Raw genomic sequence first — 14364 nt, 5'->3', positions numbered from 1 at the left:
CGTGTTCTCCTTAAAAGAGGGTGTCAGGCCCGGTCGGCGGGCAGAACCGGCAGCGGCGCTCCGAGGAAGTCATCGAACGCGCGATAGAAACCGAGTTCGTCGTCCCACGGAATCATGTGGCCGGCGTCGGACACGTGCGAGTGCGCGAGATGCGGCACCAGGGTGCGGATCTCCTCGATGTCTTCGGGGCGGACCACGTCGCCGCGTCCGGCCGTCATCAGCAGGACGGGCACGCCGACGTGCGGCAGGTCCCCATGCACGTCATCGGTATGGAAGCCCTCAAAGCTCGCGATCACGGCGCGTTCGTCACACGTGTGCAGCCACTCGGCGCGCAGTTGGCGCTGCTCATCGGTCCAGGTGGGACAGAACGCGCGCATCCCGCCGGCGTCCGTGCCTTCGCGCGCGAGGCGCATCGAATCGACGTACCAAGGCAGTTGCGACGGATACGGACGACGGCCCGGACCGGACACGGGCGGGTCGAGCATGACCAGCCGCGCAAGACCGTGCGGCTGCGTGCGCGCAGCGCGTACGCCAATGCGGCCGCCCATCGAGTGGCCCACCACGCTGTAGCGCGTCAGCCCCAGCGCCTGGGCGAACGCGACCAGGTCCGCAGCCTGCGCATCCAGGCTGTAGTCCAGTGAGTCCGATGCCGAAGACAAACCCCGGCCACGAACATCGAGCACATAGGTGTCGAACGTCGTGCCGAAGTGCTCACCGACGAAACCCCACGTCACAGCCGGGCTGGTGATGCCCGGTACGATGATGACGGGGTCGCGACCGGCGCGCGCGCCGGTCGCACCGCCGTAGCGCAGGTAGTGCTGGCGGATTCCGTTCGCGTGAACGTTGCCGCCGTAGAGGAATGTGGATGCGTGGCTCATGCGGGTCTCGGCGTCGATATCGGAGTCGTTAAGCGTCAGCACGTTAATACGCACCCGAGAGCAATGCGCCGGCACCCGGCACCACCGCTTCAAGACCGAGCTTTTTCAGCATGGCGTAGGTCGTCGCAATCGAGGCGGTGATGACGGGCTTGCCCGTCATCGCTTCCACCTTGGCTACGGCCGGCAGCGAAGGCATCTGCACGCACGCCGAGAGCACGATCGCGTCGGCATGCGTCGTGTCCATCTGGGCAACGATGCCCGGCAGCAGGCTCGGGTCGTGACGGCCCACGTCGAGGTTGTCGGGAATCTCGAGGGCACGGTAATCGAGCACCTCGTAACCTTCGTTACGGATGTAGTCGACCACCAGTTCGGTGAGCGGCTTCATGTACGGGGCGACCGCCACGATACGCTTTGCGCCGATCACCTTTAGCGCATCGACGAGTGCACCAGCACTGGTGATGACCGGCGCCGCTCCACCATTCTCGACCGTGCACTCATGCAGACGCTTCTGCGACACGCGGTGGTAACCGTGCCCCATCGCCATGATCGCGACCAAACACGCATAGCCGAGCACATCCACGCGCGCATCGCTGAGTTCGAGCGCGCAGCGGTCCGACTCCGCATCCATGGCGGCCAGTTCTTCCTTCACCACCTTCTTCATGCGCATGCGGCTGGAGTGGAACGTGAAACGCTCGGCACGGATCGTCTGGCGCGCGAGCAACATCGCCGGAATCTCCGTCTCCATCGTCGTATTCGAACTCGGCACAATCTGACCAATTCTGTATTGCTTCGTCATGGTTACCTCTAGATAGATTTAACGTGGCGTTTTCGCCGCTCGCGGTTAGAAAACCAGCGTCACAGCTTGAAGATACGTTCCGCGTTGTCGTGGCAGACGAGATTTCTGACATGCTCGTCGAGCGGCGCCTGCTCAATGAAATCGGCGGCAATCGCCGTGGATTCGTATGGATAGTCCACCGAAAACATCACGGCCTCCGGGCCCATTTCCCCGATTGCGCCAAGCAAAGATGGCGCCGAGCACACACCTGAAGTGGTAATCAGGATGTTTGTTCCGATGTACTCGGAAGGCGCGCGTTCGAGACGAATACCGTGCGAGTAAACAGCGAAACGGCTATCAAACCGCCAGCGCAGGTAGGGCAAGCCCTCACCCATGTGGCCCAGAATGATTTTCAGCCTGGGGAATCGGTCGAAGACACCGCCGAAGAGAAGGCGTAATGCATGGCTGCCGGTTTCAACACCCCACCCCCACGCAGCACCCGTCAATTCTGGATGGCCATCGAAGACTTTCGGCATCACATAGGCATCGGTAGGATGCAGATACAGCGGCACATCGAGTTCCTGCATCCGTTCCCAGAAAGGGTCGTAAGCGCGGTCGTCGTAGTACGTTCCCAGCGTGTGCCCATTCACCAGCGCGCCCTTAAAACCGAACTCACGGACGGTGCGGGTCAATTCGTCAAGGGCGCCCTGAGGCGTGTGCATCGGCAACGTGGCAAACCCACCAAACCGCGTCGGGTGCCGCGCAATCTGTTGTGCCAGAAAGTCGTTGCTCTCTCTGGCGCGAGCGAGTGCCACGGCCGGATCGGTCTCACCCTGCACGCTCGGCCCCGTCTGGGACAGGATGGTGTAATCGATCCCGGCGCGGTCCATCTCGACGATCCGTTGCTCGTCGAAATCCGCAAGCCGGGCCGCAAGATCAGCGAGCACGTCCGGCGCGATGTGCTGCGTGAAGCTTTTTGAGTAGCCCTGAAAGCCAGGCGTTGAAAAGTGCTCTTCCAAAGCAATCTTCCGAATTCTTTTACTCACGACAAACTCCAATTTTTCATCAGCATACTGATAATAAGGACACGAGACGGCGTGCTTGACACGCTATGCCCCCGTCTTCCGCTATCGTTGCAACAGTATTTATTCGCTGCGGCCAAAGATCCGTTTTATACGACCCCACAGGACACTCCACACCAGACTACCGACGTTGAATCGGGTTTGCAGCGCCGCTGAGTCCGGCACATCCGCGCCGCCCAACTGTGCGGTAATTCGCATGCCAAAGTCAGCAATCATCCGTCGAACAAAGTCTTTAACAAGCCCGGACCGTGAAAACTGCGCGAGCGGTCCTTGCAACATGTATTCGAGCGTGACTACCACGCGCGTCTGCGTCCCGTTGGCTTCATCACTTAACGCGTAGGTCACGTCACCGTTCGCTTTCGAGCGGCTGATGTTGTCCTGGCCGGCGCCTCGCATCACGGCTCGATACGCTGCATCATCACGCTCAAGGCGTGCAGCGCCGGCAAAATTCGCCGACATCGGCCCAAATTTGATGGCGATCTTGCCTTTTACTTTTTCGGCATCGTGCTCGATCAGTTCCGCCCCTGGCAGGCAGGCCGTGACTGAAGGAAGGTCTCCCATAAAGCCCCAGACCCGTTCAAGCGGAAATGGCAAAACGAAACTGTCATCAATCGCCGTCCAGCCTTTGCGCTCACCCGTCGGCTGAGCGGTAGACGCCGATGATGCCGTGCCAGCCTCTTGCGACGCGCGCTCCAGTGCAGCCGACGGGGCGACTGCCACTGCGGCAAAGGTCTGAAACGCACCCGTGTCCTGCGCCGCTTGTCGAACTGGCGCGGTGGGAGCGTCAGCGATCGGATTGTCTTTGAGGTCGCCCAGTACGGCTTTGATGGCGTTGACGATGCCCATGTAGCCGGTACAACGGCACAGATTTCCAGACAGCTCGAGACGAATTCGCGCCTCATCAGCGTCAGGAAAGCGACGCACAATATCGCGCGCCGTAATGAGCATGCCTGGCGTGCAGTAGCCGCACTGCAGGCCGTGATGCACCGAGAAGGACTGACGGATGCGCTTCATCAGTTCATCGTCGTCGAACCCTTCGATGGTACGAACCTTCTGATGGTCGCACGCAACCGCGAAAGTAATGCAGGCGCGCACCGGTTCGCCGTCGATCAGGACCGTGCACGCGCCGCACACTCCGTGCTCGCAACCCAGGTGGGTACCGGTCAGATTCTGGTTGTCGCGAAGGAAATCGCCCAGATGCGTGCGTGGCGCGACCTCGCCGCGTATCGCCCGGTCGTTGATAGTGAGTTCAATGACAGACATGGAAATTCCTGTTAACGCGCAGATGAACCGAAGACTTGTGCAAGACAGCGCTCAACCGTGGCCGCGTGCATCGAGCGGTCGATGGCGTCTGCGTTCGGCATCGCGTTCGCTACACTTGCCGCAATCGCTTCCGGCGTGGCGGCACTGGGGCCCTGTTGCGCGACTGACTGCGCGAGCGCGTCCAACGCGGTCGGCGGACCGTCAAGCGCGCCAAGGACTACGCGGGCCAAGCCAGTTTGCGCGTCGAACGCGGCAGCTGCGCTCGCGTGGGGGAACTCGCCGGTCTTACGGCAAAGCTTGTAATAGCCCCACCGCAGGGTGACGCCGATTTTCGGCAACAGAACCGCTGAGATAATCTCGCCGTCCTCAAGCAGCGTTGTAAAGGCGCCCAGCATGAACTCGCTGGCGCGCACCTGACGCGTACCGCCCGCCTTCGCGAGCTCAAGCCGGGCATCAAGGGTCGAAAGCGCCAGCGGCCAGTCCGCTGCGGGATCGGCATGAGCCAGACTGCCGCCGATGGTTCCTCTGTTACGAATCGCGCGATATGCAATACCCGAAGCGACATACTGCATAAATCCGTTACGCAAAGGCTCGTACTTCCCGTCCTCGATTTCCGCGTGAGTGATGGCTGCGCCCACACGAACCCCATCCCCTACGACAGTGACACTGCGTAGTTCGTCGACATGTGACACGTCGACCACGCGCGATGGCCTCGCCAGACGGAGATTCAGCATCGGCCCCATCGACTGGCTACCGGCGATCGGCTTCACGCCCGTCGCCGATTCGCCAAACTCACGTAACGCATCGGCCAACGTGGCGGCGCGTACGTATTCAAAGGCAGCGGCCTTCATCAAATCACCTCGTGAGCATGTTCGGCTTCTGCCTTGCTATGCGTGGCCGCTTTGGCCGCCTCAATCGCAGTAAGCAGCCGTCGTGGCGTGAGGGGTGTCTCGCTGACAAGCGCTCCAATCGGGCTAAGCGCATCGTTCACCGCATTGAAAAGTGTGGCAGGGGGTGCAATTGCGCCGCCTTCGCCCACCCCCTTCGCGCCGAATTCCGTATAGGGCGACGGCGTTTCCATATGAATGATGGTCAACGGCGGCAACTCCGTAGGCCCGGGCAACATGTAGTCTGCGAGCGTGGACGTCAGTGGCTGGGCGTTATCGTCGTATAGCGTTTCTTCATAGAACGCGGTGCCAATGCCCTGTGCCGTGCCGCCGATCGTCTGGCCTTCGACAACCATCGGGTTAATCATTCGCCCACAGTCTTCGACAATGACGTAGTCCAGGATATCAACGTGGCCCGTCTTTGTGTCAACCGCCACGGCAGCCGCATGCGTCGCGTAGCTGAACGCACCGGTATCGACCTTTGGCTTGAAACCTTGGGTGGCCTCAAGCCCGGTCAGATCGACGCCAGGAGGTAGCCGTTCGGGCCGTAAATACCACGCGTGGCCGATCTCCGCGAGGGAAACCCGCCCCGTTGCGCCCACCACCTCGCCGGCCTCGAATCGGACCGCGTCCTCCGCTTCGTCCAGGATGTGCGCGCCAATTTTGATCAGTCGCGGCACCAGTTCACGGCACGTTGCAGCAACCGCACCACCAGCCATGACGATGCTGCGAGAAGCGTAGGTGCCTGTCGAGTACGGCGTGAGGGCCGTGTCGCCGTGCACGACCTTGATCTTCTGAATGGGAATGCCCAGCACTTCATTGGCGATCTGCGCCAATGTCGTTTCCATCCCTTGCCCATGGGAATGGATGCCCGCACGAACCTCCAGACCACCATCCGCTGTAATCCGGACAGTTGCCAGGTCGTAGCCTGGAACGACAGGCAAACCCCACGACGCGAATACCGCTGTGCCGTGCGCCGATTGCTCGGTGAATGTCGCGAACCCAATGCCGATCAGCCTGCCGTCCGGCTCGCCCTGTTTCTGGCGGCGGCGCCACTTGGCGACATCAAGCTGTTCCGCGGCCCGCTTCAGACTCTCCTGGAAATCGCCGCTGTCGTAGTGCTTCTTGACAACGTTCGTATAGGGCATTTCGGCCCCGCGAATCAGGTTGTCATAGCGAACCTCCCACGCCTCACGGCCGACAGCCCGCGCGATGGCGTCCATGGTCAGCTCGATAGCGAAACAGACACCGGTGCGTGCCACGCCGCGATACGGAAGGAACCCGGGCTTGTTGGTTGCCGCGCACTGGGTACGACAACGATATCCCCTGAAATCATAGGGGCCAGGCAGATTGCCCAACGCCTGCCCTGTTTCGAGCCCAATCGTAAAAGGCCACGCGGAATACGCGCCTCCGTCAATCAACAGATTGCAGTCCAGCGCGAGGAGTCGCCCGTTGTTGTCCGCATACGCGGTAAGTTCGTAGTGGTGCTGACGCGTATTCGCCCCCGCGATCAAATGCTCGCGACGGTCTTCGATAAAGCGAAACGGACGTTTGTAGGTGAGGGCAAGCCACGCGACACAAAGCTCTTCCTGCTGAAGCACGCATTTGTAGCCAAACGCACCGCCCACGTCCGGCGAAATGACTCGCACCTGCGCGTGATCAATACCGAGGCATTGCGAAAGCACCGTACGGATCATGTGCGGGACCTGGGTCGACGTAATAACGACCAGTTGCGCCTGCGTGTGATCCCAGTACGCCAGTACCGCTTTGCCTTCCATTGGGACCATGCACTGGCGAGCCAGGTCGACCTTTTGCTTGATGACGATCGGTGCATCCCTGGAGCGCTCGTCGAAATTGACGTCAGCCTTCAGATCGAGGAAGAGATTGTCTGTCCAGTGGTCATGCACCCGCACGTCCGTACGGTCACGTGCCGCGAATGCACTCGCCAGCGCCGGCAGTTCGTCCAGATCCAACTCGACTTCCTCCGCGATGTCCTCTGCCTCCGCGCGGGAACTCGCGAAACACATCGCCACAGGCTCGCCGACAAAGCGCACCTTCCCAGATGCGAGCGGTGGGTGCGACGAGGGCTTGTAAGTCGGCAAGCTGGAATCGGCCACAATGTCTGTCGCCGTCCGCATGTCTTCGCGCACAATGACCCGGTCGGCGAAGCGTTCGGGCTTACCGATGCGCTCGATGCGCGCATGCGCAAGCGGGCTGCGCAGGAACGCGACTTCCTGCAAATCAGGAAACGTATAGTCGGCGACGAATTTGCCCTTGCCATGCAAATGTCGCTCATCCTCGCGACGCCTCACGCGGGCGCCGACGCCGCCACTTTCGATGGGCGCTTCCGTCGGGTCAGTGTGGCTCATAAGCATCCCCCTGGTTTGTAGCCCGCTGTTAACATTCTCTGATCACCCCCTTCAAACGGGATAAGCCAGATCGTTCGCAATCATCGCCGTGTCGTAAATTGCCTGGCGTTCCTTCAGGAGCAGTTCATTGCCATTTCGAGCAAAGCGGTCAAAAAGCCGACCCGCCTGATGCAGGGAAGTCGCGCCTTCAACCAGGGTCTGCATCAACATGTAATTGCTCTGAGCAATGATTTCTTCGTCTGTAACGTCAAGGATACGAACGTTAGTGACGAAATGCAGCATCTGCCGCGGAGCAAACATCTGCGTCCTGGAGATAGCAACTGCGCGGTCGCGCAGCATGTCCCGGCCTTCCGCGTAGACCAGTCCGACCGGAAACCCGTGGGCGGCATTTTCGTACTCGGTCACCCGATAAAGACAGTTTTCCGTAAAAAAGTCTGGCCACCGTTCGATGTCGCCCCCGTCGAGCACCGCACAATATTCGGCATGGAAATCTTCCACGGCTGCGCGCGCGGCGAGTGCCTTGTCGTGTGCAATTGGCTTCTTCTCGAATCCTGGCAGCATCTAGAACCCCATCACTTCACGGTAGTGTTTGTACATCGCACGAATTGCAGCTTCCGAAATCAGATTGTCCGCCGTGCCAATTTTCTCGCTGTCGAGTTTGAGAACACTTCGATCGGTCACCGAGCGACGCACGCCTTCCTGCACAAACTTCATGGCTTCGTTATCCTCAAGACCGAGGAACCCCGCCGGCCCCATCAGGTTGCCCTGGCGCAGCCGGTGACGCGTGGTCTCGTCAGAGTCGTCTTCGTATCCGAACATCGTCCACAGCATGATCATGCTGTTCGGACCATTCGGAACAATATGCCGGACCCCCAAGGTATTCATTTCACGCTGGACAATCAGATTCGGCCAGATTGTCTGCATCGTCACCGACCATTCTGAATCAAACTCCTTGACGTACTCAAGGAACCGCTCGTCCTTGAGGACCATACCCTCGTGGAACGAGCGCATTTCCTTTTTCTTGTCGGCATCCACCGTTGCATAGAGTGAATCGCTTTTCGCCGACGCCATCGTGCCGTGTATGCCGTATTTACTGTCGGCCACCATCGCCGAGCGGTTTCCTGCAACCAGCAAGCCGAACACCACCAGGAACGAGTGCAGCAGCGTTGCGTGGTACGGGTCCTTCAGATTCTCGTGGTACATCTTCCAGTTGCATGGCAACTCGTTCTTGTAAAACCCGAGGATGCGCAACTTCTTGCCGTTGAAGACGGTGTCGAAATCCTTCAGGATTTCGGGCGTGAGGTAATCTTCAATCGGCTCCATGTCGTGCGTGAATGAGGCGAAGACCACCCCATTGCGCGTCGTGACAGCGAGCTTCTTGAGACCGTGGTCCTCATTGCGGAAGTCGCGTGGCATCCCGCCGAGTTTGTTCACACCCCGTTTGAACGGAATACCTTGCAGGTTCCCTTTCAGGTCATAGGACCACTGGTGATACGGGCACACGAATTCAGTATTGTTGCCGCGCGTATGGCGACAAAATTCAGCGCCGCGATGGGCGCAGCGGTTTTCGAACACGTGGATGGAACCATCTTCTGCGCGCGAGACTACCACCGGCGTCGGACCGACATACGAGCGCTTGTAGTCCCCGCTGTTGGGCACTTCAGCCTCCAGCGCAACGAAGTTCCAGGTACGGCCCTGAAAAATCCGCTCAACCTCGCGAGCGTACACATCGTCACTCGTGTAAACCCAGTCTGGAATAGCGTGGAGGCCTTCTTCCGGCCAGACCAATTGCTCGATGGGCTTATTTTTGACGCTCGGCGCACCGAGCCCGATTACCGTCTCTGACGAATACAAAGTACTCTCCTGAATGCGTTATGAGTGAGCTTTACGTTCAAGTTGTCGCAACTTGACGTTCAGGTCCGCGAGGGCCTCGGGGTCGACCTGAATCGCCTCCTCAACGAGACCGCGAATCGCACGCAGTTCGCCGCCGTTATTGACTGCGAGTGCATACACAATGACGTTGTCGCGCAAGCCCATGAGTAAGGTCCTGTCGTTCGATGTCTGCCGCTCGATCCATTGATCCACCGGGCCGTCGAGCATTCCGAGCATCTGCACGTTCCAGTCGTACTGGTCCGTCCAGAACCAGGGGCTTGGCCGGTATTCGACCGTCTCGCCCAGCATGTTGCGTGCGGCAACGATCGCCTGGTCCTGTGCGTTCTGCCATGACTCGAGACGCAGACGCCGCCCAGCTGAGCCAAAGGGGAAATTTGCGCAATCGCCTGCTGCATAAATGCCGGCGACCGTGCTTTCGCAGTGTGCGTCAACATGTATGCCGTTACCTGTCTCGAGGCCGGACGCCTTGGCGAGCTCTTCGTTCGGCTCCTGCCCAATGGCAACCACGACGAAATCGCAGCGCTGTGATGCATGGTCAGCAAAGGTCAGCGTTACCCCAGGCGCATGCTCAACTGAGGCAATCAGCTTGGCACCCAGCATGAACTTCACCCCGTTCTGTTCGTGCTTGTTGCGCAAGCGGTCCGAGAATTCGCGCGGCAGCGCGCGCCCCAGTAATTGCTCACCCGCTTCAACCACGGTGACGTCGATTCCGCGCACCCTTGCGCTGGCTGCAAACTCAAGCCCAAGAAAGCCGCCGCCGATGACGACCACCGAACTCGCGCCGACCATGCGCTGCCTTACCCGCATCGCGTCCGCCAGAGTACGCAGCGTAAATAGATGGTGACTGACAGGCGTGCCCGGCAGGTGGCGCGCGCGACCGCCCGTTGTCAGCAGGCATTTGTCGAAGCTGATGCTTCGCCCACTCTTGAGCATCGCAGTGCGGTGCGTCACGTCCAGTTTTTCGACACCGTCTGCTATCCAGTCGATCTTTCTGGTCGCGTAGAAGTCGCTCGAATGTAACCACGCGTCGAAGCATTCGTTATCGTCCGCTGCCGTCAGCACCGTCTTCGACAGTGCAGGACGCTCGTACGGCCTGTGCTGTTCATCACCGACGAGCAGGATCGAGCCCTCGAAGCCCTGCGCCCTAAGCGTCTCGGCTGCGCAGCCGCCGGCTTGTCCGGCACCGACAATCAAAATCGTTTCCACTTTCAGATTCCTGGCGTAGTCAAAAAGATTCGGCGCTCAGAGCTCAACCATCACTGCGCCGCCTTCGACGTGGACCCTGTAAGTCTTGATCGGCGCGGTCACAGGCGCACAAAGCGCGGCGCCAGTCTTCACATCGAATTTCCCCTGATGAAGCGGGCACTCAATGCATCCGTCTTCCAGAAAACCATCGCTGAGCAGCGCAAATTGATGCGTGCACACGTTGTGCGTCGCATAGACCTCTCCATCTACGAGATACAGGGCGATCTGCTCCTTGTCGCCCATTGCCGCATAAGGCTCGTCCGGGTTCAGATCGTCAAGATTTGCTGCGAATTTGAGTGTCATCGCTTTGCCTTGGAAATTGATCAGTATGCTGATGAATTCATGGTACCAGTAATTCACTTTGAGTCAATACGCACAAAATTATCGTTTACCCTTTGAAAATGGGTGTCGCGACAGGGCCGCACGGCGAGAGCTACATTTGGCAGCCACATAAGCCGTATGACGAAGAAAATGAAAGCCCAGCACAGATCCAGCAGAGCCCTGACGCCGCAGGGTTCACTGCCCTTGCTGATGGAGACAAAGGGAAATTCGAACGGCACAGCACCCAGTTCCGTGCCGACCAACAGCGCAAGGATCCCTCCCAGATGATCACCGGCGACAGGCGACGCTCAACTCGCCGGAAATATCGGCGCACAGGATGTCCGCCCGGAAATGAATGTGGACATTTTCGGTCTCCCCGGCTTATTTTTAGCCATGGGGATCGGCACGGCGTGCATGAAAGGAGCCCAGGCGCCTGAGGATGAGACCGCGGCACAGCGGGGGCGCTATGCCGCAATATGGTTAGCCCGAAGTCGGCCGCGAGCGCTGGATAGCACATGAACACTATCAGATCGAAAGACGGCGTTGAGATTCTTTACATCACCCTCTTTCCATGTACAGCCATGTATCCGTAGCGTGTCCAGATACATGGACATACACACGGCGTGCTTCACGACACATCCCAGATACGTCCGCAATATCTAATACGTTCAACGGCGACTATTGCATATGCAACATGAGAGCGGACATTGATCTGAACACTCAACGCAATGCAGGCAGTGAAACAAGGGGCGAGATCGCGCGCACCTGCCTTCTCACACGCACGCGGCAGACTTCGCGCAGCCCGGCCTCGAGATTCGGCACGCCTTCCATTGAACTTCGATATTGACTCAGGACATGCTATGAAATCATTGATCAGGATTGCCACCGCGAGTGCCATCTGTGCTGCGCTGATGGCGGCCGCTTTCCCTGGCTACGCGCAGTTGCCAGCAACGGCCGCGCAGCGCCCAGCACCGGTGCATCAGCACGTGACGGCGCGGGCCGCGGGCGTATCGGACGCAGCGCTGGTGAAGTCGCTTCCCGGCTTCAGCAATGGGTACGCCGAGGTTAACGGTGTGCGGCTGCACTACGTTGTCGGCGGCAAGGGTGAGCCTTTGGTGTTGCTGCCCGGCTGGCCTGAAACCTGGTGGACGTTCCACAAGATCATGCCGGCGCTTGCTGAACACTACACGGTGATTGCGGTCGATCTGCGCGGCATGGGTGCTTCGTCGAAGCCCGACAACGGCTATGACAAGAAGACCATGGCTGCAGATATTCACGAACTCGTGAAGTCACTCGGTTACGAGAAGGCCAGCGTTGCCGGCCACGACATCGGTTCGGCCGTTGCGTTCGCCTATGCGGCGAACTATCCGCAGGCCACCGACCGGCTCGTGATGCTCGAACTGCCGCATCCCGATGACAGCTTGCTGTCGTTTCCCCTGCTGCCGCCACAAGGCAACGTCGGCGACAAGCTCGGCAGCGCGCGTCCGTACCTGTGGTGGTTCGCCTTTAACCAGATTCATGGTCTACCCGAAAAGCTGCTCGCCGGCCGGGTTGGCCTTGAGCAGGACTGGATCTTCACCTATTTTCTGAAGAACGAGAGTGCAATCGACGCACGCGATCGCGCGGTCTATGAGCACGCGTACAACAGCATCGAGGCCATTCGCGCAAGCGACGGCTGGTATCAGGCACTGCCGCAAGACGTCGTCGATTACAGGAACTACGGCAAGCTCGATATGCCCGTTCTCGCGATGGGCGGCCCTGCCTACGGGTGGATGAAGAAAGTCATCAGCCAGAAAGCAACGAATCTGAACGCAGTCGAAGTGCAGGACAGCGGCCATTTTGTCCAGGAAGAGCAACCCGAGCTCGTCGCGAAGACGATGCTTGACTTCCTACAAGCCACGCACGATTGATCGGCGCATGCATGCGATCACTTTCGCCATTCTCTGTGTATATGCATGCATAACTCAAACTCTGTTTAAACGGTGCATGACGAACGACCTGTTCGAGCTAACGGCAACACACTGATCACTATTGGAGACTGATTCCATGTCAAACGACGCTCCCCAATCCTCATCGCGCCGGCACTTTGTCGGTGTGGCCGCCGCGACGCTCGCCGCCGGCTCGTTGAGCCGGCTTGCCCTCGCGGACACGACCCCGGCCGTCGGCAAGATTACGGAACCCGCCAACGGCGACAAGACCGCGATTCGGCCGTTCCGCGTTCACGCCCCCGAAACACAGCTCACCGATATGCGGCGGCGCATCAAGGCCACGCGTTGGCCCGACCGTGAAACCGTGCCCGACGAATCGCAGGGCATCCAGCTCGCCACCATTCAGGGGCTCGCTCAATATTGGGCGAGCGGCTACGACTGGCGCAAATGCGAAGCACGGCTAAATTCATATCCGCAGTTCATCACCGAGGTCGACGGGCTCGATATCCATTTCATCCATGTCCGGTCGAAGCACGAAAACGCGATGCCGCTGATCGTGACCCACGGCTGGCCCGGCTCGATCATCGAACAGTTCAAGATCATCGACCCGCTCGTCAATCCAACTGCGTACGGCGCACCGGCTTCGGATGCGTTCCATCTCGTGATTCCGTCCTTGCCGGGCTATGGCTTTTCGGCGCGGCCGACCACAACGGGCTGGGGACCGGAGCGCACCGCGCGAGCGTGGGTCACGTTGATGAAGCGCCTTGGCTATGAGCGTTTTGCTTCGCAGGGCGGCGATCTCGGTGGCATTGTCACGAACATCATGGCGAAACAGGCGCCGCCCGAGCTGATCGGCATTCATGTCAATTTCCCCGCGTCCGTTCCGGCGGAGATTCTGAAATCGCTGGCGGCGGGCGACCCGATGCCTGCCGGCTTGTCGGACGAGGAGAAGCACGCGTATGAGCAATTGAGCGCCAACTTCAAAAAGAAGCGCGGCTACGCCTTCGAAATGGGCACGCGCCCGCAGACGCTGTACGGTCTCGCCGATTCGCCTGTCGCGCTCGCCTCCTGGCTTCTCGACCATGGCGACGGATACGGCCAGCCCGCCGCTGCGTTGAGCGCGGCGGTCCTCGGCCACCCGGTCAACGGTCATTCCTCCGGCGCGCTGACACGAGACGATGTGCTCGACGACGTCACGCTGTATTGGCTGACCAATACGGGGGTTTCGGCGGCACGGTTCTACTGGGAGTCGCACGCGAACTTCTTCCTCGCGGCCGACGTCACCGTGCCGGCCGCCATCAGCGCGTTCCCAGGCGAAAATTACCAGGCGCCGAGAAGCTGGACCGAAAAGGCCTATCACAACCTCATTTACTTCAATAAGCCTGAAACGGGCGGACACTTCGCGGCATGGGAAGAACCGCTGATCTTCGCGAACGAAGTGCGCACGGGGTTAAGGTCCTTGCGCACATAAGGCGCCAAGCGCTCCGACGCGTGTGCGTCGGAGCGTATGGCGGCCAATAGAATCGATCAACGAGAAGCAAATGCCAGAAGCGGGGCTATCGCCATTTATGCTGGGGAATGCGGGTGGACGCTGGAGTCGCTTCCCTTCGTAACACACGCGGTGTGGGCGACGCTTCGCCCGAGAGATGCATCACGGAGAGGTTGTGGTATCGGCATTGTTATATTTTGACGCCGGCTTACCCGCTGTGCCCTCCTCCATCGG

General features: G+C 59.7%; 12 protein-coding genes. 2 read left to right on the top strand and 10 right to left on the bottom strand.

Going from position 1 to position 14364, the window contains the following annotated elements; all coding sequences use genetic code 11:
• Positions 1-23: 23 nt before the first annotated feature.
• From A6V37_RS12185 to A6V37_RS12140, 10 genes are all read right to left on the bottom strand, one after another.
• Entirely contained in the window at positions 24-878 is an 855-nt protein-coding gene (locus A6V37_RS12185) for an alpha/beta fold hydrolase (protein ID WP_064267326.1), read from the bottom strand.
• Between the two features lie 43 nt (positions 879-921).
• Entirely contained in the window at positions 922-1674 is a 753-nt protein-coding gene (locus tag A6V37_RS12180; RefSeq protein ID WP_064267300.1) for a maleate cis-trans isomerase family protein, read from the bottom strand.
• 59 nt (positions 1675-1733) lie between these two features.
• Entirely contained in the window at positions 1734-2699 is a 966-nt protein-coding gene (locus tag A6V37_RS12175) for an amidohydrolase family protein (protein WP_064267299.1), read from the bottom strand.
• A gap of 99 nt (positions 2700-2798) precedes the next feature.
• Positions 2799-4004 carry a xanthine dehydrogenase family Fe-S subunit gene (locus tag A6V37_RS12170; RefSeq protein ID WP_064267298.1) on the bottom strand — a complete coding sequence of 402 codons (1206 nt, stop codon included), beginning with the start codon at positions 4002-4004 and terminating at the stop codon, positions 2799-2801.
• 5 nt (positions 4005-4009) lie between these two features.
• On the bottom strand, positions 4010-4849 hold the full coding sequence (locus A6V37_RS12165) for an FAD binding domain-containing protein (RefSeq protein WP_064267297.1): 840 nt from the start codon (positions 4847-4849) through the stop codon (positions 4010-4012).
• Entirely contained in the window at positions 4849-7260 is a 2412-nt protein-coding gene (locus A6V37_RS12160) for a xanthine dehydrogenase family protein molybdopterin-binding subunit (RefSeq protein WP_423213110.1), read from the bottom strand. The genes A6V37_RS12165 and A6V37_RS12160 overlap by 1 nt, the downstream gene beginning before the upstream one ends.
• Positions 7261-7305: 45 nt before the next feature.
• Positions 7306-7815 carry an aromatic-ring-hydroxylating dioxygenase subunit beta gene (locus A6V37_RS12155; RefSeq protein WP_064267295.1) on the bottom strand — a complete coding sequence of 170 codons (510 nt, stop codon included), beginning with the start codon at positions 7813-7815 and terminating at the stop codon, positions 7306-7308.
• Complete coding sequence (locus tag A6V37_RS12150) at positions 7816-9108, bottom strand: aromatic ring-hydroxylating dioxygenase subunit alpha (protein WP_064267294.1); 1293 nt, start codon at positions 9106-9108, stop codon at positions 7816-7818. It abuts the gene before it with no gap.
• 18 nt (positions 9109-9126) lie between these two features.
• The gene (locus A6V37_RS12145; protein WP_082902661.1) at positions 9127-10353 is read right to left on the bottom strand and encodes an NAD(P)/FAD-dependent oxidoreductase; all 1227 of its coding nucleotides are present in this window, start codon (positions 10351-10353) and stop codon (positions 9127-9129) included.
• A gap of 36 nt (positions 10354-10389) precedes the next feature.
• On the bottom strand, positions 10390-10695 hold the full coding sequence (locus tag A6V37_RS12140) for a non-heme iron oxygenase ferredoxin subunit (protein WP_064267325.1): 306 nt from the start codon (positions 10693-10695) through the stop codon (positions 10390-10392).
• Between the two features lie 878 nt (positions 10696-11573).
• On the opposite strand from A6V37_RS12140, the gene A6V37_RS12130 reads away from it, so the two are divergent.
• Together A6V37_RS12130 and A6V37_RS12125 are read left to right on the top strand one after the other, a co-directional pair.
• Positions 11574-12623 carry an alpha/beta fold hydrolase gene (locus tag A6V37_RS12130; protein WP_064267292.1) on the top strand — a complete coding sequence of 350 codons (1050 nt, stop codon included), beginning with the start codon at positions 11574-11576 and terminating at the stop codon, positions 12621-12623.
• Positions 12624-12759: 136 nt separating this feature from the next.
• Positions 12760-14112, top strand: coding sequence for an epoxide hydrolase (locus A6V37_RS12125; RefSeq protein WP_064267291.1), 1353 nt, complete (start codon positions 12760-12762; stop codon positions 14110-14112).
• Positions 14113-14364: the final 252 nt, after the last annotated feature.

The sequence above is a fragment of the Paraburkholderia ginsengiterrae genome (assembly GCF_001645125.1).
Lineage (GTDB): Bacteria > Pseudomonadota > Gammaproteobacteria > Burkholderiales > Burkholderiaceae > Paraburkholderia > Paraburkholderia ginsengiterrae.
This window is presented reverse-complemented; position numbering and strand designations above follow the sequence as displayed.